This window comes from Dyadobacter bucti, from assembly GCF_005869225.1.
GTDB lineage: Bacteria > Bacteroidota > Bacteroidia > Cytophagales > Spirosomataceae > Dyadobacter > Dyadobacter bucti.
The window spans coordinates 727,980-745,351 of record NZ_SWFP01000003.1; the positions used below are offsets into that span (position 1 = coordinate 727,980).

Sequence of the window (17,372 nt, forward strand, 5' to 3'; positions counted from 1 at the left end):
CCGTTTTTAATTAATTACACATTTATGATTGAACTACAACCCGGAAAGTACCGTCGCAGCATTATTCGTTTATGGCGTTATGTTGGACTGGGACTGGGCCTGATTATACTTTATATTGTCGCCGTAAGTTTTAATTTTTTCTGGCTGTTCGGTGGAATGCCAGATCTGAAAACACTTGAAAATCCAAAAAGTGAGCTTGCTTCGGAGCTGATCAGCGAAGACGGAAAATCATTGGGGAAATACTTTTTTGAGAACAGGACACCCATTGAAATAGCCCAGATATCGCCCAATCTGATTGATGCGCTCGTTGCCACTGAAGACGCGCGTTTTGTGAATCACTCGGGTATTGATCCAAGGAGTTTGCTGCGTGTTTTCAAAGGTATTGTTTCGGGTAATTCCAGTTCAGGGGGAGGGAGTACGCTAACCCAGCAAGTAGCGAAGAACCTATTTAATACACGTTCAGAGGAATTTGAGGGGCTGTTGGGGAAAATTCCATTGGTAAAAATCGTAATCGCGAAAACAAAGGAGTGGATTCTTGCTGTGGTGTTGGAAAGAAAATATACCAAGCAGGAGATCATGCAGATGTATCTTAACACGGTTTCTTTTGGAAATAACACCTATGGAATTAAAGTAGCTTCAAAAACTTATTTTAATAAAGAAGCCTGGGACCTGAATGTAACGGAGGCTGCTCTATTGGTGGGTATGCTCCAGAACCCAACGCTTTTCAATCCGCTTCGTTTTCCTAAAAACGCACTGACACGCCGGAATACCGTTTTGTCCCAAATGGCCAAATATGATTACATCCCTGTTGAGGATTTTGAAATATATAAGTCTAAATCACTTGGTCTCAATTTTACTATTGATAGTCATAACACGGGCCTCGCGCCTTATTTCCGAGAATCGATGCGGGGGTATCTCAGAAGCTGGATCAAAGTTTACAACGAAGAACATGACACCCATCATGATCTTTACACAAGTGGATTAAGGATTTACACCACCATCGACTCCCGCATGCAGCGCTACCAGGAACAGGCGCTGGAAGAGCACATGAGGCAGCAGCAAAAACTTTTTGACGAGCACTGGAAAGGAAGAAATCCGTGGATTGACAGAAATGGGAAAGAGATTCCCGGATTTATTAATTCTGCGGTAAGAAAATCGCCCCGTTTCATATCGTTAAAAAAGGATCTGGGAGAAGAGGAAGCATGGAAAGTAATGCGGAAACGCTATAAAATGAAGGTGTTTTCGTGGGACGGAGAAAAAGAGATCCTCATGAGCCCGATTGACTCGATTGCTTACTACAAACGTTTCCTGAGAGCCGGAATGATGTCAATGGATCCGCGCAACGGGCATGTGAAAGCGTGGGTAGGTGGTATTAATTTTAGGTATTTTAAATATGATCATGTAAAGCAGGGAAGCAGGCAGCCAGGTTCTACTTTCAAGCCTTTTGTTTACGTGTCGGCTTTGGATAAAAGTTTTCTTACTCCATGCGACCATGTTACGGATGCTCCGGTGTATTTCGGGCCTGCTGACGGAGTTCCGGGAGGCTGGACGGCACACAACTCCAATAACAAGTATTCGTATCAATCACTGTCGCTGAGGCAGGCGTTGGGGAAATCCGTGAACACTGTGAGTGCCTATCTGATGAAAATGGTGAAGCCGAAAACGGTTGTGGAATATGCGCACAAGCTTGGTATCACCAGCAAGTTGCAGGCAGTTCCCTCACTTTGTTTGGGCATCAGTGATGTCTCCGTCTATGAAATGGTTGGCGGCTACTGCGCCTTTGCAAACGGAGGTCACAGGACTGAGCCAATGACCATTCTTCGCATAGAAGATCGGAACGGTAATGTGCTACAGGAATTTTTTCAGAAGCAGAATCAGGAAATCAGCGAGAATATGGCGTATAATATGCTCTATTTGATGCGTGGCGCTGTGGAGGATCCGGGTGGTACTGCTGGCCGCCTCAGACAATATGGTGTTACGGAAGACAATGAAATTGCAGCGAAAACCGGAACAACCTCGAATTATTCTGATGGCTGGTTCATGGGAATGACGCAGCATCTGGTCTCGGGTATCTGGGTCGGAGGAGAAGATAGGAGTATACACTTTCGCACCATTACCTATGGTCAGGGTGGACGAATTGCAATGCCTGCCTGGGGGTTATTTATGCAAAAAGTGTACAATGACCAGACGCTTGTTCAATACAGAAAAGGACCTTTCAACAAGCCTGAAAATTACGTCAGGGAATGCGGAAGCGTAGCTGCCGATAGTGTTGACACATATATTCCACCGTCGCGGTCTGATGATGAAGGCGTATTGTTTTAAGTTCACATTTAAAATTCAATGTCTGATTTTAATTATAAAGAGGAACTTTCGAAACTTCCACTTGATCCGGGTGTTTATCGTTATTTTGATGAAACCGGAGAGGTTATTTATGTAGGGAAAGCAAAAAGTTTGAGGAACCGCGTTTCCAGTTACTTTCTTAAATCCAATCAGCATGATCGAAAAACCAAACGGCTGGTCAGTCAGATCCGCCGGATCGAATACACAATTGTTTTAAGTGAGTGGGACGCGCTGTTGCTGGAAAACCAGCTCATCAAACAACTTCAGCCGAAGTTCAATATTCTTTTAAAGGACGATAAAACTTATCCTTTTATCTGCGTTACGCACGAGCCTTTTCCCCGGGTTTATGTGACTAGAAATCTTGAAAAAGAAAAAGGTACTTTCTATGGTCCGTTTGCAAATCTGAGGTCCATGCACACATTGCTCGACATGTTCAAGTCTTTGTACCAGATCAGGTCCTGCCAATTGCCTTTGACAAAGCAGAATATTGAAGCCAAAAAATTCAAGGTATGCCTTGAGTATCACATTGGCAACTGCAAAGGACCTTGCGAAGGGCTGCAGCCGGAGGAAGAATACAATGCTGAAATTGAGCAAGTACACAATATATTGAAAGGCAACCTGTCGCTTCCCCAGCAATATTTCAAGGAAAAAATGCTTGCTGCCGCCGAAAGCATGGCTTTTGAGCAGGCGCATTCCTGGAAAACAAAAATTGAACATCTTTCCAATTTTCAGAGCAAGGCAACGGTGATCAATCCCAAAATAGGGAATGTGGATGTGCTTACTATTTTGTCGGACGAAGAGGCAGCCTATCTGAGTTTTATGAAAATAAAAAACGGGTATATGGTTGCCACACAAACGATCGAAGTCAAGAAAAAGCTTGATGAAAGTGACGCGGAGATATTGGCGATGATGATCGTGGAAATGCGAACAAAATTCGGTGCGGAAGCCCGGGAGCTGATCTCCAATCTGAAGCCTGATCTTGAAATGCGGCTGGATGTGGTGGTACCGCAAATCGGCGACAAGAAAAAGCTGCTGGATATGTCGATGAAAAACGTGATGTATTTCCGTCGTGAAAAAGCAGAACGCAGGGAGGTAGAGGCATCGGCAACATCATCTAAAAAAGACAGGATTCTGATCCGCCTAAAATCTGACTTGCAGCTAAAAACGCTTCCGAGACATATCGAGTGTTTTGATAACTCCAACATTCAGGGCACCAATCCGGTAGCGGCGATGGTTTGTTTTAAGGATGGAAAACCTTCGAAAAAGGACTATCGACATTTTAATATCAAAACGGTTATCGGGCCTAATGACTTTGCATCTATGAATGAGGTGGTCGGGCGGCGTTACTTGCGGCTGATTGCCGAGGAGCAGCCTCTTCCTGACCTGATCGTCATCGATGGTGGAAAGGGACAGCTCGGAGCGGCTTGTGACGCACTGAAAAGCCTGGGTATTTACGGTCAGGTACCGGTTATTGGTATTGCAAAAAGACTTGAAGAGATATATTTCCCGGAGGATTCCCTACCATTATATATTGACAAAAAATCCGAGTCGCTAAAATTGATCCAGCAGATCAGGGATGAGGCGCACCGGTTCGCTATCACTTTCCACCGTGATAAACGGAGTAAAGGCAGTCTGGTGAGTGAAATGGAAGGGGTGATCGGAGTAGGCAAAATTACTGCGTCGAAGTTATTGAAACATTTCGGGTCGGTCCGTGGAATTCGCGAAAGTTCCTTAGAAACACTCACTGAACTGGTAGGGCTGGACAGGGCGAAAAAGGTTAGGGCATATTTTGATGCGATGTCTGAATAAGTCGATTTTTCAGGCGCCAATATTTTTTCCTGCAATGTATCCGGTCGTCCAGGCATTCTGGAAGTTAAAACCGCCGGTAATTCCGTCTACATCCAGTACTTCGCCGGCAAAGTATAATCCTGGAAGAACACTGCTTTCCAATGTTTCACGATTCACATCGGCGAGGGAAATACCCCCGCAGGTCACAAATTCTTCCTTGAATGTGGTTTTTCCCTTTACATCAAACTGGCTGTTTGTCAATAACTCAGCGAGGCGATTCAATACTTTATTTGTCGCTTCGGACCATTTCAAGCCTTCGTTGATCTCTGATTTTTCCGTTAAGGCTTTCCAAAGACGCATGGGTATGCCGAAACGGGCATGAGAAGTGATTTGCTGTTTGGGCGTGTTTGTTTTTTCCTGGATCAAAAACTCCCTCACCTGTTGTTCATTGAGTTCGGCCAGCCAGTTGATCTTGCAAACGAAATCATAATTTTTTTCGGCCAGATCCCGCGCGCCCCAGGCGGATAATTTCAAAACAGCCGGCCCGCTGAACCCCCAATGTGTAATGAGTACCGGCCCGCGCCATTCATGTTTGGTACCCATAATCCGTACAACTGCATCAGGTACAGATACACCTGCAAGAGGAAGTAAATAATTTCCAGGCGTATTAAAGGTGAAGAGTGATGGCAGCGGATCTACAATCTGATGGCCATGCTCTGACAACCATTCGAATCCGGCTATTTTAGGATAACCGCCGGTAGCAATCAATATCCTGTCGCAGGTGATTGGTTCTTGGGAATCCAGGTTCAGTTCGAATTTCTCCCCCTCCGCACTGGATATTTTGGAAAGAGATTTTACCGAAACCCCGGTTTTTATTTCTATACCGGCCTGTTTCGCCGCACGCAACAGGCATTCTATGATAGTATGCGACGAGTCCGTGACCGGAAACATGCGGCCATCGTTTTCTGTTTTTAATTTGACACCTCGTTTTTCAAACCATTCGACAGTCGCAGCGGCATCAAAACGGGGGATGAGTTTACGTAATAATTTATCGCCTCTCGGGTAGTTTTTAATAAAAAAACGCAGGTCGGAAGGATTGTGGGTCACATTGCACCTGCCGCCTCCGGACACGCGGACTTTGTTGAGCACCGTTTTATTCTTTTCAAGAATCGTGATCCTGGCATCAGGAAAAGTCTCTGCCGCCGTGATGGCCGCCATAAATCCCGAAGCCCCTCCTCCGATAACAACAATTTGCATAACACATGTTTTGGTCATGCAAAAATGCCACGTAAGTTTTAAAAACTGCAGTTTCTTTTTATATCTTTCTCAATATCTCCATTCATTAAACTGCTATACATGCAAAAGATTCTCGTTATAGGACTTGGAAAGGTGGGCTCCCTGGTGGGCACTTTGTTGAATAAAAGATTTGATGTTACCGGCATTGATAAAGCCCCGCCGACTAATCAGCTACCATTTCCTGTGGAAGCGGGCGACATCAGTGATACAGATTTCCTTGACGGAAAACTTTCCGGTTTCGATGCAGTAGTGTCATGCATGCCTTACAATCTGAACCTTCCGATCGCGCGCAAAGCCTGTGATGCTGGTATCCATTATTTTGATCTCACAGAAGATGTCAACACAACGTCCGCAATTCGGGAAATGGCAACAAGCAGCAGGAGTGTTCTTGCTCCGCAGTGCGGTCTTGCGCCGGGATTTATAGGAATTGTGGGTATGGAGCTGGCGAAGCGGTTTACGAAACTCCGGGACATTGAATTGCGGGTGGGCGCATTGCCAAGGTACCCGAACGGATTGATGGGATATTCTTTTACCTGGTCACCGGCTGGGGTTGTGAACGAATATATTAACGACGCGGAAGTTATCCATAACGGTGTCCGTAAAATGGTACCATCGCTGGAAGGAGTGGAAATGATCAATATTGAAGGCCAGGAGTTTGAAGCATTTAGTACATCAGGGGGGCTGGGCACAATGTGTGAAACACTGGAAGGTAAGTTGGATACCCTGAATTATAAAACGATACGTTATCCCGGGCACTGCAGCCTGATGCGATTTATGCTATATGAGCTTTGCCTGAAAGATAAGCGGGAGCTTGTTGAGCAGATATTGACAGAAGCAAAGCCGCCGGTGCAGCAGGACGTGGTTTATGTATATGCGGTTGTGGAAGGCTGGAAGGACAAACATTTGGAACGGGAGGAATTTTACCGGGTATACCATCCCATTGAAATAGATGGTCAGCACTGGAGAGCTATTTCCTGGACTACTGCCGCATCCATAGCTTCCGTAGTTGAAATGGTTGCAGATGGTATTTTACCGGATAAGGGTTTCATCCGTCAGGAAGACATTGTTCTTGAAGATTTTCTGAAAACGAGGAATGGTAGTTATTTTAACTAATTCCCTAACGATATTTTCCAATGCTGGACATAAATAAAGTTTTAGAGAAACTGGAAATAAAGAGTGTCAACAATGGTGTGAGTACCGGCTTGAAAAGCTGGGTAGGATCCGGGGATGTGCTTTCATCATTTTCACCCGTAAACGGTGACCTGATCGCAGCCGTAAACCAGGCAGAAAAGGAGGATTATGATAAAGTGATTATAAAGGCCAGAGAAGCATTTAAAATCTGGCAAAATATTCCTGCACCCAGGCGAGGCGAAATAGTGCGGCAAATGGGTGAACAGTTAAGGATTTTCAAGAACGATCTTGGTACGCTGGTAAGTTACGAGATGGGTAAAAGCTTGCAAGAAGGCTTTGGCGAAGTTCAGGAAATGATCGATATATGTGATTTCGCGGTAGGCTTGTCACGTCAGCTATACGGACTGAGCATGCACAGCGAGCGTCCCAGGCACAGAATGTACGAACAATGGCATCCTCTGGGAGTGGTTGGGATCATTTCGGCGTTTAATTTTCCGGTAGCAGTTTGGTCGTGGAATTCCATGCTGGCATGGGTCTGCGGGAACGTGTGTATATGGAAACCTTCGGAAAAGACGCCTTTGACGGCAATCGCCTGCCAGAAAATCATTAAAAAAGTATTACACGAAAATGAGGTGCCGGAAGGTGTTTCCTGTATTCTGATCGGAGATAGGGAGGTTGGAGAGTGGCTGGCTGAAGATCCGCGCATAGCATTGGTATCCGCTACTGGAAGTGTTGCGATGGGACGGTCGGTAGGTGAGGCTGTGGCTAAGAGACTAGGGCGGAGTTTGCTGGAACTGGGAGGGAACAACGCCATCATTGTAACGCCACATGCCGATTTGAACATCGCAATTCCCGCCATTGTTTTCGGGGCGGCGGGAACGGCCGGCCAAAGATGTACGTCTACGAGAAGGGTGATTATACATAAAGATATTTATGAACATGTAAAAAAGAGGTTGATCAGGGCATATTCTCAACTCCGTATCGGGAACCCGCTGGACGTCAATAACCATGTAGGCCCGCTGATTGACAAACTAGCTGTTGAACAATATCTGCTGACCGTTGAAAAAGTGAAAGCGGCAGGTGGAAAATTCATTGTCGAGCCTAAAGTGCTTTCCGGGGGGGATTATTCTTCGGGATGTTACGTGGCGCCGTGCATTGCCGAAGTTGAAAACGGGTTTAAAATTGTACAGCATGAGACTTTTGCTCCTGTCCTGTATCTGATCCGGTACGAAAATCTGGATGAGGCTATTGCGATGCAAAACGATGTGCCACAGGGTCTATCATCGGCCATATTTACCTTAAATATCAGAGAATCAGAACAGTTTTTGTCCTGCTCAGGGTCGGACTGTGGAATTGCCAACGTGAATATAGGCACGTCCGGGGCTGAGATCGGAGGGGCATTTGGAGGCGAGAAAGAAACCGGAGGAGGTCGAGAATCCGGGTCAGATGCGTGGAAGGCATATATGCGGAGACAAACTAATACCGTTAACTATGGAACTGCCTTGCCGCTTGCCCAGGGAATAAAGTTTGAAATGGAGTGATTAAAATTTCTAACTTTGTCAAAAGGCAAACACATTATATATTAATTCTGAACATCAAGATATATATATGAAATATCAATTAACATCAGACCAGATTTCGTCAAAAGTTGCAGGGGAAACAGTTATTTTGAATCCCGATAAGGGCGCGTACTACGGACTTGATGAAGTAGGTGTGCTGGTTTGGGATACGCTGGAAAAAGGCCCCCAAACACTCGATGGACTTTGCGATGCGGTGGTTGATGTATATGAGGTGGACGCTGAAACCTGTAAAGGGGATATTGATAGTCTTCTTAAGGATTTGATTTCCGAAAAGCTGGTTGAAATAATCGATTAAAGAACTTGGGCAAAATTAGCAGATTCATAAGCAGATGGAAAAGGTTGTCCGGCAGGGGAAAGGTGCTCTTTCTGAAATCGGCGATTTGCCTGACGCTTATCAAAATCGGGCTGACAATGCTGCCATTTTCTGTATTTCGAAATGTATTTCGCTGGTTTACGACTACCGGTCGGCCAGAAGAAATTTCCCAGCAGGAAATTGAACTAACCGTCTGGGCGGTGGACACTGCCGCTAATTTGCTGCCGATGGAGGTGCTCTGTCTTCCCCGTGCACTCGCTACCAAGTATTTGCTAAGGAAAATGCCGGCACTAACACTCGAAATTGGTGTAGAAATTAATCCTGCCAAACAATTTGAGGCACATGCCTGGGTAGAGAGAAACGGAAGTATCATTATTGGCAACTGGCCCGAATCTGTATCTTATCAGCGACTCTGGGTTTGGAAATAACTATTTCTTCTACACACATGTATTTTTACAAAGCCTATGGCTTAAATATCCGCTCCGAAATCCTGCTACCCGAATTAAGTGAAGGGAATCCTGATGCAGAACATCACCTCGAAATCCTGTCAGGCACAATAAACTTGCCTGGCTTAAAAAAGACTCAAATTTTTCGGAGAGGGATCAGAGCATATTTCGGTCAGGATTCTGCGGACAGCCTTTTTTTACAGTGGGATAAAATTGGATCTTTTCAGGCGATTGAGGGTAGGCAATTGATGGTCTCTCCGCTGACTGATGATCCTAACCTGATCAGCCTGTTTACGGTTAGCGAAGCACTTGGCCTTATCTTGTTTCAAAGAGGGTATTTTCTTTTACATGCGAGTTCCGTACAGGTAGGCAACGAAGCCTGGTGTTTTATGGGACTTCCCGGGGCAGGAAAGTCAACCACGGCCGCGGCATTTTTAAAAGCTGGCTGCAAGTTGTTGAGCGATGATCTTACTGCTATCACTTTTACTGACGGAATTGCTTTTGTTGTACCTGCTTACCCTCAATTGAAGCTTTGGGATAAAACGGTAAAAGGCTTGGAATACGATCAGAACGAGCTGCAGCCGGTGAGTGAGGGAGTCAATAAGTTTTCTTATGCCCCTAAATCGGACTTTCTACATCAACCAGTGAAGCTGGGAGAAGTATTCTTCCTGCATAAGGCAAGAAACAGAAAAAATCTTACTGCATTATCTGCATCAGAAATCCCGACGGAAACACTCAAGAATTTCCCCCTTCCTATTAAATTATTAAAGGATGATGCTCTGAAAAACCATTTCTTTCAAAGTTTTCTGTGCGCTGGTACTGCGAACTTGTGGCGAAAGAAAAGACCCGATGGTTTTGGTAACCTGGAAAAGTGGGTTAGCGACTCTGTCAGAAAGGTTAATGTAGAAATGAATGAATAGATCAGCTTCACCAGAATTATCCCTGTTAATAGCATCCTGTTTGGACAGCGGGAGTTACCAGACTCAGAAAGTTGAGTCGAAGCAGCTGTTCAATTTGCTACACTTCCATCAGGTCCGTCCGGTTCTTCTATCTTACATCCATCGGAATCAGATTGACGTCGACTTTAAGCCTCAGTTGACAGAGTATTGCAAGCAAATTACTTTTTCGAACATGCTTAGTGCTCAGGAGCTTGTGAAAGCTGCCTGTATGTTAACCGCAAAGGGTATAAATGTATATGCCTATAAAGGTTGTGTATGGGCTGATTGGCTATACGGCAATATTGGGCAAAGGGAGTTTGGAGACATAGATTTACTGATCTCAAAGGATAATTTTTCCGAAGCAGTAGATGTCCTGACCGCAGATGCAGGCTATTTGGTTGACGATTACCGGCGACATCTGCTGGATGCACCCGAGATAAAAGAGAGGTTTTTTAAAACAGATTATCATATCCCAATGTCCAAAGCTACGGATGATTCGTCAGTGCTGGAAGCACATTGGGAAGTCGCTTATCCGCGCCTGCTCTTCACATTTCCTTCCGAAGAATGGGCCGAGTACACAGAAAAGTACTTCTTTTTGGGCAATGAGCTTAATGTATTTCAGCAAGAGTATCAGTTTCTGCTTCTCCTGGTACATCATGGAGGTAAAGAACAGTGGAGAAAACTGAAATACATTGCGGATCTGGCAGCTTACATGTCCCGATACGGGCATAGTACGAACTGGGCTAAAGTATCGCTCCTAGCTCATGAAAAAGGAATCTACAGCTTATACAAATGGAGTTTGGGGCTGTTAAAAGGGTTAGGGTTTGATTGGCAAAAAGAATGGCCTCAAATCACACCGGTTGACGCTACTCCTTTGATAAAATATTGGGAAGCCATGCCACGTGAGTCCGCTAATTCGAGTTGGCGGTATTTTAAGCATGGATTGGCTATCCACGATGGGCTTAGACATAAAAGTAATCTCCTGTGGAGACATTTGAAATACTTTTCAGAATTCAAACTACTCTGGCATAAGGCGATCTGGTATAGGACTGAAAAAGCTAGGTCAGCTTGATCTTAATTGTTCCGGATATTGCATTGCCGGGTGCGAGAATGTTCAAACCTTCACCCGAGTTAAAAGAATCCACATTGGCAGTCAGCGGCTCTATCGCGACACAATCTCTGGCAGGAGGCGTATATATTACCAGATAATTGAACTTGCCTTCCCCGGCTTCCTGCTCAATGCATAGCGTCACATCCTGATTTTCGGAAATAAGTTTTGTGACTACATTATCGGTATTTGAATCAACAATAAAACAGTTGTCAAAAGATTTTCTGTACAGCAAAGTCGGCTTCTCAACGAAGAACGGCTCTTTCCCAATGGGGATCATGTTACGGTCAAAAACGACAATATGATCCGAAGGTATATTGATTTTCCAGGCATCTGCCAGTTCATTACCTAGTTGGAAATATGGATGCCAGCCAAACATCACCGGACACGGGGCAGAACCTGTATTTTTCGCCTCGTAGGTTAAATTGAATTTTCCGTCAGAATGCAGGGAATAGGTTACTGTAAACTGTACCTCAAAAGGGTATCCTTCGGCCTCTGAGAGCTTATATGACAGCCTGATCAGCGCGTGATCATTACGAACGGATTGTTCTTCGAAATGAAAATTTTGCTTGCGTACCAGCCCGTGAATGGCATTTATGTTCCCTGTCTCATTCTTTGCCAATTGATATTCTTTTCCCAGAAACCTGTATTTCCCATCCGGTATACGGCTGGCAAACGGGAAAAGCAATTCACTCGCGCTTTGTGTATCTTCCACCAATGCATGAGGGGTAGCAGGGGTTTTTAAAAGCGAAAACAATGTGACGTTTCTTCTGAGAGACAGTTGCCGTACTATTCCCCCCAGTTCCGGAACAATTACACACCGGTTTCCGGTAGAAGGTTCCTGGATCACATACTCGGTCAAATCGCCAAACTGCTGTCTGAATATTTCAAAAGGCATAGTTATGAGGTTTAGAAAAGTGTCTTTTTGCAAGGTAATGTAAAAATAATAGCCGGAAAACGATTTGCTTTCCGGCTATTATTTTTAAGACTGAAATCAGTTATCACTCATTCGAAGCACTTTTATCTGCTTCTGCCATTTCTTCTTCTTTGGTCTCTTTTTCCTTTTCCAACGTCTGCTTTACCACTTCCTCGTGAATTGCAGCTTCTTCGTTCGAGCGGCGGTTGATGTAAGCCTGATAACTGGTTTCCTTTTCATAAGGTCTTTTGCCTATCAGCTTTTCAAGGTCACTCTGGAACAAAATTTCTTTTTCCAAAAGCTCGTTAGCCAGTACTTCCAGCTTATCGCGTTTTTCAGAAAGAAGGTTTTTTACGAACTGGTAAGCCTGGTCAATCAGTTTTCTTACTTCTTCATCAATTGCCTGGGAAGTAGATTCAGAATATGGTTTTGTGAACGCGTAGTCACTTTGTTTTGAATCATAATAAGATATGTTTCCGATGCGCTCGTTCATACCATACATAGTAACCATGCTGTATGCCACTTTTGTAACTCTTTCCAGATCGCTCAATGCACCTGTAGAGATCTTTCCGAAAACCACATCCTCTGCTGCGCGACCTCCCAAGGTCATACACATTTCATCAAATAGCTGCTCGGTACGATACAGATACTGTTCTCTCGGCAAATATTGAGCATATCCCAATGCCGCGACTCCGCGGGGTACGATTGATACCTTCACCAACGGATCTGCATGTTCCAGAAACCATCCGGCAACTGCATGGCCGGCTTCATGGTAGGCAACGATCTCTTTTTCCTCTGGTGAGATCAGCTTGTTTTTCTTTTCAAGACCTCCGATTACACGGTCCATAGCATCCTGAAAATCCTGCATTGTTACTTCTTCCCTGTTACGACGGGCGGCGATCAATGCCGCTTCGTTACAAACATTCGCGATCTCGGCACCGGCAAATCCTGGAGTCTGAGAAGAAAGCTTCTGGATGTTTACGTCTACGGACAATTTCAAAGGTTTCAAATGCACTTTGAAAATGGCTTCACGACCAATTACATCCGGTTTGTCAACAGAAATCTGACGGTCAAAACGGCCTGGACGAAGCAATGCAGGATCCAGTACATCGGGGCGGTTCGTCGCTGCCACGATAATGATACCGGAATCTGTCGCAAAACCGTCCATTTCTACAAGCAGGGAGTTTAACGTATTTTCACGCTCATCGTTGGAACCCGGCATTGCGCCACGTCCACGTGAACGGCCAACTGCATCAATTTCATCAATAAAAATGATACATGGCGCTTTTTCTTTGGCTTGTTTGAAAAGGTCACGGACACGTGCTGCACCTACACCGACAAACATTTCCACAAAATCGGACCCCGAAAGTGAGAAGAAAGGAACGCCTGCCTCACCAGCCACGGCCTTAGCCAAAAGTGTCTTACCTGTTCCCGGAGGTCCTACCAGCAATGCGCCTTTTGGGATTTTGGCACCCAGTTTCTTGAACTTATCAGGACTTTGAAGGTATTCAACAATTTCCTTAATCTCTTCCTTTGCTTCGTCGAGACCGGCAACATCATTGAACGTGATTTTTACTTTGTTCTCGGCATCAAACAATGTGGCACGCGAACGGCCAATGTTGAAAATCTGTCCGCCAGGGCCAACACCTCCTGACATCCGGCCAAGAATAAAATACATGACCAGTATCATTACAATAAAGAAGCCCCATGTTCCCAGGAAACTCGTCCAGTCGTTGCGGGTGTCCACCACGAAAGGTACTTTGTCATCATCAGGGACACCTTCCTGGATTTTATCGAAATCCTTTTTGAAGGTTTCCGCAGAAGTTACCTGAAACTGATAATGTGAAGCAGTTTCTCCCCCGAAGTAATTATTCTCTTTGGCTACAACTTTATACTTATCTAATTTCAACGCCTCAGGCTTCAAAGTAACCTCAACTGACTTGTCGTTGACGATAGTTACTCTTTCTACTTCTTTGTCCGCCATCATTTTTTCGAAACGTTTTTGTGTCGTTTCGCGGATAGTGGATGTGCGGTTTAGATATGTTATTCCTAATATAGTGGCAATCAAAGCGGCTATAATCCAGCCCTGATATCCCTTTTGAGGACTTTTAGGACTTAGAGGCCCTCTTTTGTTATCGTGTTCAGACATTCTGTGTATTAATTAAGAGGAAATTATATTAAACAAACGTTCAGGGTCCGGTGAATGTTCACCGCAGTCAATTATACCATGGAATCTTCCAGGTATGTAACCTCTGCATCTCCCCAAAGTTCTTCCAGATCGTAATGCTTGCGGCGATCTTTGTTGAAAATATGTGCTACAACATCCACATAATCAATCAAAATCCATTCCCCATTCGCTTTTCCTTCCTTCTGCCAGGGTTCTGTTTTGGATATTTTATAAACTTCATCTTCAACCGAATTGGCCAAAGCGTCTATCTGGGTATCGGAATTACCCGAACAAATTACAAAAAAATCGGTTATTGAATTTTTTACTTTTCGGAGGTCAAGTATTGCGATGTCCTGGCCTTTCTTTTCTATCATTCCTTTTGCTACCAGCTCAGACAGATCTTTTGAAGATAGTTCTTTATTTTTGCGTTCTTTCATGCGTAGTGTTTTCACTTTTCTAAACCCTAAAGTAAAGCAAAAAAATTGTACAACTCCATACAGGATACCTTAATAATTGGTAAAAAAGTTATATATCTGCCAACTTGTCACTCTACCAACGACATTGCGGCTGAAATAGTGCATGCTGGATTATTTGAAGAGGGGACGGTTGTCATAACAGACAGCCAGCTAAAAGGCAGAGGACAAAGAGGGACTACGTGGCTGGCTGCTCCGGGTGAAAATCTTACGTTTTCGATCATTCTCACACCGCATTTTCTTCCATTGAGCGATCAGTTCCTTATAAGCCAGACCGTTGCTCTGGCGGTAAGTTCTTACGCAAGTCAGTATTCTGATGACGTAAAAATCAAATGGCCTAATGATATCTATATGAAAGGTAAGAAGATATGCGGCACGCTCATTGAAAATTCAGTTCAGGGAATGGGGATAGCCAGCTCCGTTATCGGGATCGGTGTGAATATCAATCAGACAGTTTTTGAAAATCAGAGAGCAAGTTCTATCAGGCAGCAAACCGGTAACTTTTTCGTCCTGACGGAGGAATTTGGCAAACTGATACGGTTTTTGGATGCGTTTTATTTGAGATTGAAAACGATGTCTCAGTCAAAGATCATCAGGGACCAGTACCTTGAAAATCTGTACGGTTACAACGATGCAGTGCGTTTTTTGTATAAAAACCAGGTCGTAGAGGGTTCTGTGACAGATGTGTTGCCTCAGGGCAGGCTCTGTGTGAAACTTGCCACTGAGGAAGAGGTATTACAATTTGACCTGAAAGAGATAGAATGGGTGATCGATTAAGATATCAACCCCACTTGCCAAGTACAACCATCACCAGCGCACATAAGCCCAGTCCCAGAGATTCACGAGCGAGCTCGATATTAAGGCTTCTCATAGCAGTTTCACCAAAAAACACTCCTTCAAATTCAGGTGGCCACTGCAATACAGCTGCGACTACATAGCCGGCTGCGAGCACATAAAAAACCCAGGAAGGCCACAGCTCACGGATGCTCATAAAGCATGCAAGCGCAGCGAAACTGTATACACCGATCCAAATTCCTGAATCCGGATCATTGAGCTGAAGATAAGCGAAGATCACAAACAGGATCCCAAATAATATTTTGAACAGTTTCATCAGGTTCAAGATTAAAAATTGATACTAAATCTAAAAGCTAACAGCAGTGGATAGTTAACTATTTGGTCAGTTTATTCCGGAAAATACTTACTGACAGAACTGAACGAGCGCAGCGGACGCATCAGAGTAGCCCAGGTTTACTGCTTGTTTCAAACTGCTGCATCCCAAATCTTTTTCACCATCATACCATTGTGACAATCCAAGTCCGTAAAAAGCTTTACCGTACTGCGAGTCGAGCTTTAAAGTCTGGCGGAAAGCAAGTGTGGCCTTTTTGAAATCTTTACTGCGATAATAAGTATTTCCCAGATTATACCACGCTTGTTTATTATTTACATCCAGGCGGGTAGCTGTTTCGAAGTCTGAGATAGCTTCTGGTGTCTTCTCCATCAGTACCAGGAGTTGTCCGCGGTTTAAAAACACGTCGGCGGTGTCAGGAGCTAGTGTAGCTGCTTTGTTGTAATCCGCAAAGGCCGAGTCGAGGCGGTTTTCGTCAGTGTAGAGCAAGGCCCGGTTGAAATAAGGGCGGTAAGAGGAAGGTTGCAATTTAATGGCCTGCCCGAAGTCCAGTAAAGCACTGGGATATTCTTTTAATTCATAATACGCAACACCGCGCAGGTTGAAAGCATCGGCACTGGATGTATTTTTTTCGATGGCTTTATTGATAAATTCGATGGCTTCCCTGGTTTTTCCTTGCTGCATTAACTCCTTTCCTTTTTGTAAAAAAGCATCGGATGATTGGGAACATGAATAGAGTGTTATTAAAAAAAATAAAAAAAATAATCGGGGCATAATGATTCATTTCTAGTTGATTCGCACAAAAGTAAACCGAAACGTGAAATGAATGTTTTCTTTTTGTCAATAAAATGTCTTTATCTTTGCATCGGCAAATCGGAACTACCAGCTCCTTCCGAATCCCCCAGGTCCTGACGGAAGCAAGGGTAGGTGGTCGATGCGGTGAGATTCTCGGTTTGCCTTTTTTTATGCCCTTCCGTTTCTAATCTCCGCTTTCTTTTTGCTTTTGACCAGGGTTTTCTACTTTTGTGGAATATTCTAACCAATCAATTCCCGATATGAAATTTTTTATTGATACTGCGAACCTGCAGGAAATTCAGGAAGCACAGGCTCTTGGTGTACTAGACGGCGTTACTACCAATCCATCGTTAATGGCTAAGGAAGGGATTACCGGCAAGGATAACATTATGCGTCATTACAAAGCCATCTGCGATATTGTGGACGGCGATGTGAGTGCAGAAGTAATTTCAATTGATTTGGCAGGTATGATCCGCGAAGGAGAGGAACTGATTGAGATTGATGATAAAATTGTTGTAAAGATCCCAATGATCAAAGAAGGTGTGAAAGCCTTGAAATATTTCTCTAGCAAAGGTGTTCGTACTAACTGTACGCTTATATTCTCTGCTGGTCAGGCACTTCTTGCTGCCAAAGCGGGAGCAACATATGTTTCCCCGTTTATCGGTCGTTTGGATGATATTTCAACAGACGGAATCGCTCTGATCGAGCAAATCCTGACCATTTATAGAAATTACGGATTTGAAACTCAGGTTTTGGCGGCTTCGGTTCGTCACCCGATGCACATTATCCAATGTGCGGAAGTAGGAGCAGACGTCATGACAGGGCCTTTGAGCGCCATGGAAGCGTTATTGAAACACCCGCTTACGGATATCGGTCTGGAGAAATTCCTTTCTGATTACAAAAAAGGTAACTCATAATAAGTCACACTTAATTGTCGCCCTGGGCGAAGCCGAAG

The 17,372-nt window shown here is 44.4% G+C and carries 16 protein-coding genes; 10 read left to right on the plus strand and 6 right to left on the minus strand.

Annotated elements, in window-relative coordinates; translation table 11 throughout:
• Positions 1–24: 24 nt before the first annotated feature.
• On the plus strand, positions 25–2,322 hold the full coding sequence (locus FBF61_RS13090) for a transglycosylase domain-containing protein (RefSeq protein WP_138477725.1): 2,298 nt from the start codon (positions 25–27) through the stop codon (positions 2,320–2,322).
• Between the two features lie 18 nt (positions 2,323–2,340).
• Positions 2,341–4,149 carry an excinuclease ABC subunit UvrC gene (gene uvrC / locus FBF61_RS13095; RefSeq protein ID WP_138477727.1) on the plus strand — a complete coding sequence of 603 codons (1,809 nt, stop codon included), beginning with the start codon at positions 2,341–2,343 and terminating at the stop codon, positions 4,147–4,149.
• 9 nt (positions 4,150–4,158) lie between these two features.
• On the opposite strand, the gene FBF61_RS13100 is transcribed toward uvrC, so the two are convergent.
• Complete coding sequence (locus tag FBF61_RS13100; RefSeq protein ID WP_138477729.1) at positions 4,159–5,385, minus strand: BaiN/RdsA family NAD(P)/FAD-dependent oxidoreductase; 1,227 nt, start codon at positions 5,383–5,385, stop codon at positions 4,159–4,161.
• A gap of 99 nt (positions 5,386–5,484) precedes the next feature.
• On the opposite strand from FBF61_RS13100, the gene FBF61_RS13105 reads away from it, so the two are divergent.
• The 6 genes from FBF61_RS13105 (at position 5,485) to FBF61_RS13130 (ending at position 10,904) form a co-directional block, all read left to right on the plus strand.
• Positions 5,485–6,537: a saccharopine dehydrogenase family protein gene (locus FBF61_RS13105; protein WP_138477731.1), complete on the plus strand. Its 1,053-nt coding sequence runs from the start codon at positions 5,485–5,487 to the stop codon at positions 6,535–6,537.
• A 20-nt stretch (positions 6,538–6,557) separates the two neighbouring features.
• Entirely contained in the window at positions 6,558–8,096 is a 1,539-nt protein-coding gene (gene amaB / locus FBF61_RS13110; RefSeq protein ID WP_138477733.1) for an L-piperidine-6-carboxylate dehydrogenase, read from the plus strand.
• A gap of 67 nt (positions 8,097–8,163) precedes the next feature.
• Positions 8,164–8,430, plus strand: a complete 267-nt coding sequence (locus FBF61_RS13115; protein WP_138477735.1) for a PqqD family protein — start codon at positions 8,164–8,166, stop codon at positions 8,428–8,430.
• Positions 8,431–8,492: 62 nt separating this feature from the next.
• The gene (locus FBF61_RS13120; protein WP_262712811.1) at positions 8,493–8,876 is read left to right on the plus strand and encodes a lasso peptide biosynthesis B2 protein; all 384 of its coding nucleotides are present in this window, start codon (positions 8,493–8,495) and stop codon (positions 8,874–8,876) included.
• A gap of 17 nt (positions 8,877–8,893) precedes the next feature.
• Positions 8,894–9,814 carry a serine kinase gene (locus FBF61_RS13125; RefSeq protein WP_138477739.1) on the plus strand — a complete coding sequence of 307 codons (921 nt, stop codon included), beginning with the start codon at positions 8,894–8,896 and terminating at the stop codon, positions 9,812–9,814.
• A complete protein-coding gene (locus FBF61_RS13130; RefSeq protein WP_138477741.1) occupies positions 9,807–10,904 on the plus strand; it encodes a nucleotidyltransferase family protein in 1,098 nt (365 codons plus the stop codon). The genes FBF61_RS13125 and FBF61_RS13130 overlap by 8 nt, the downstream gene beginning before the upstream one ends.
• Here the strand turns inward: FBF61_RS13130 and FBF61_RS13135 are convergent.
• The 3 genes from FBF61_RS13135 to rsfS all read right to left on the minus strand — a co-directional run bounded on the left by FBF61_RS13135 (position 10,891) and on the right by rsfS (position 14,460).
• A complete protein-coding gene (locus FBF61_RS13135; protein WP_138477743.1) occupies positions 10,891–11,838 on the minus strand; it encodes an aldose 1-epimerase in 948 nt (315 codons plus the stop codon). The two genes, FBF61_RS13130 and FBF61_RS13135, sit on opposite strands and share 14 nt — an antisense overlap.
• A 103-nt stretch (positions 11,839–11,941) precedes the next feature.
• Positions 11,942–14,005 carry an ATP-dependent zinc metalloprotease FtsH gene (gene ftsH, locus FBF61_RS13140; protein WP_138477745.1) on the minus strand — a complete coding sequence of 688 codons (2,064 nt, stop codon included), beginning with the start codon at positions 14,003–14,005 and terminating at the stop codon, positions 11,942–11,944.
• 71 nt (positions 14,006–14,076) lie between these two features.
• Positions 14,077–14,460 (minus strand): ribosome silencing factor, encoded by a 384-nt coding sequence (gene rsfS / locus FBF61_RS13145; protein ID WP_138477747.1) that lies wholly within the window; start codon positions 14,458–14,460, stop codon positions 14,077–14,079.
• Positions 14,461–14,505: 45 nt separating this feature from the next.
• Here rsfS and FBF61_RS13150 point away from each other — a divergent pair, with 45 nt between their 5' ends.
• A complete protein-coding gene (locus FBF61_RS13150; RefSeq protein ID WP_138477749.1) occupies positions 14,506–15,273 on the plus strand; it encodes a biotin--[acetyl-CoA-carboxylase] ligase in 768 nt (255 codons plus the stop codon).
• Between the two features lie 4 nt (positions 15,274–15,277).
• On the opposite strand, the gene FBF61_RS13155 is transcribed toward FBF61_RS13150, so the two are convergent.
• Both FBF61_RS13155 and FBF61_RS13160 read right to left on the minus strand, forming a co-directional pair.
• A complete protein-coding gene (locus FBF61_RS13155; protein WP_138477751.1) occupies positions 15,278–15,607 on the minus strand; it encodes a transmembrane 220 family protein in 330 nt (109 codons plus the stop codon).
• Positions 15,608–15,694: 87 nt separating this feature from the next.
• Positions 15,695–16,396 carry a tetratricopeptide repeat protein gene (locus FBF61_RS13160; RefSeq protein WP_138477753.1) on the minus strand — a complete coding sequence of 234 codons (702 nt, stop codon included), beginning with the start codon at positions 16,394–16,396 and terminating at the stop codon, positions 15,695–15,697.
• Positions 16,397–16,677: 281 nt separating this feature from the next.
• On the opposite strand from FBF61_RS13160, the gene fsa reads away from it, so the two are divergent.
• The gene (gene fsa, locus FBF61_RS13165; RefSeq protein ID WP_138477755.1) at positions 16,678–17,334 is read left to right on the plus strand and encodes a fructose-6-phosphate aldolase; all 657 of its coding nucleotides are present in this window, start codon (positions 16,678–16,680) and stop codon (positions 17,332–17,334) included.
• Positions 17,335–17,372: the final 38 nt, after the last annotated feature.

Excerpts from the sequence above, each read along its gene's own strand:
- FBF61_RS13090 (WP_138477725.1), top strand. The coding sequence starts at position 25 with ATGATTGAACTACAACCCGGAAAGTACCGTCGCAGCATTATTCGTTTA.
- uvrC (WP_138477727.1), top strand. The coding sequence starts at position 2,341 with ATGTCTGATTTTAATTATAAAGAGGAACTTTCGAAACTTCCACTTGAT.
- FBF61_RS13100 (WP_138477729.1), bottom strand. The coding sequence starts at position 5,385 with ATGCAAATTGTTGTTATCGGAGGAGGGGCTTCGGGATTTATGGCGGCC.
- FBF61_RS13105 (WP_138477731.1), top strand. The coding sequence starts at position 5,485 with ATGCAAAAGATTCTCGTTATAGGACTTGGAAAGGTGGGCTCCCTGGTG.
- amaB (WP_138477733.1), top strand. The coding sequence starts at position 6,558 with ATGCTGGACATAAATAAAGTTTTAGAGAAACTGGAAATAAAGAGTGTC.
- FBF61_RS13115 (WP_138477735.1), top strand. The coding sequence starts at position 8,164 with ATGAAATATCAATTAACATCAGACCAGATTTCGTCAAAAGTTGCAGGG.
- FBF61_RS13125 (WP_138477739.1), top strand. The coding sequence starts at position 8,894 with ATGTATTTTTACAAAGCCTATGGCTTAAATATCCGCTCCGAAATCCTG.
- FBF61_RS13130 (WP_138477741.1), top strand. The coding sequence starts at position 9,807 with ATGAATAGATCAGCTTCACCAGAATTATCCCTGTTAATAGCATCCTGT.
- FBF61_RS13135 (WP_138477743.1), bottom strand. The coding sequence starts at position 11,838 with ATGCCTTTTGAAATATTCAGACAGCAGTTTGGCGATTTGACCGAGTAT.
- ftsH (WP_138477745.1), bottom strand. The coding sequence starts at position 14,005 with ATGTCTGAACACGATAACAAAAGAGGGCCTCTAAGTCCTAAAAGTCCT.
- rsfS (WP_138477747.1), bottom strand. The coding sequence starts at position 14,460 with ATGAAAGAACGCAAAAATAAAGAACTATCTTCAAAAGATCTGTCTGAG.
- FBF61_RS13155 (WP_138477751.1), bottom strand. The coding sequence starts at position 15,607 with ATGAAACTGTTCAAAATATTATTTGGGATCCTGTTTGTGATCTTCGCT.
- FBF61_RS13160 (WP_138477753.1), bottom strand. The coding sequence starts at position 16,396 with ATGCCCCGATTATTTTTTTTATTTTTTTTAATAACACTCTATTCATGT.
- fsa (WP_138477755.1), top strand. The coding sequence starts at position 16,678 with ATGAAATTTTTTATTGATACTGCGAACCTGCAGGAAATTCAGGAAGCA.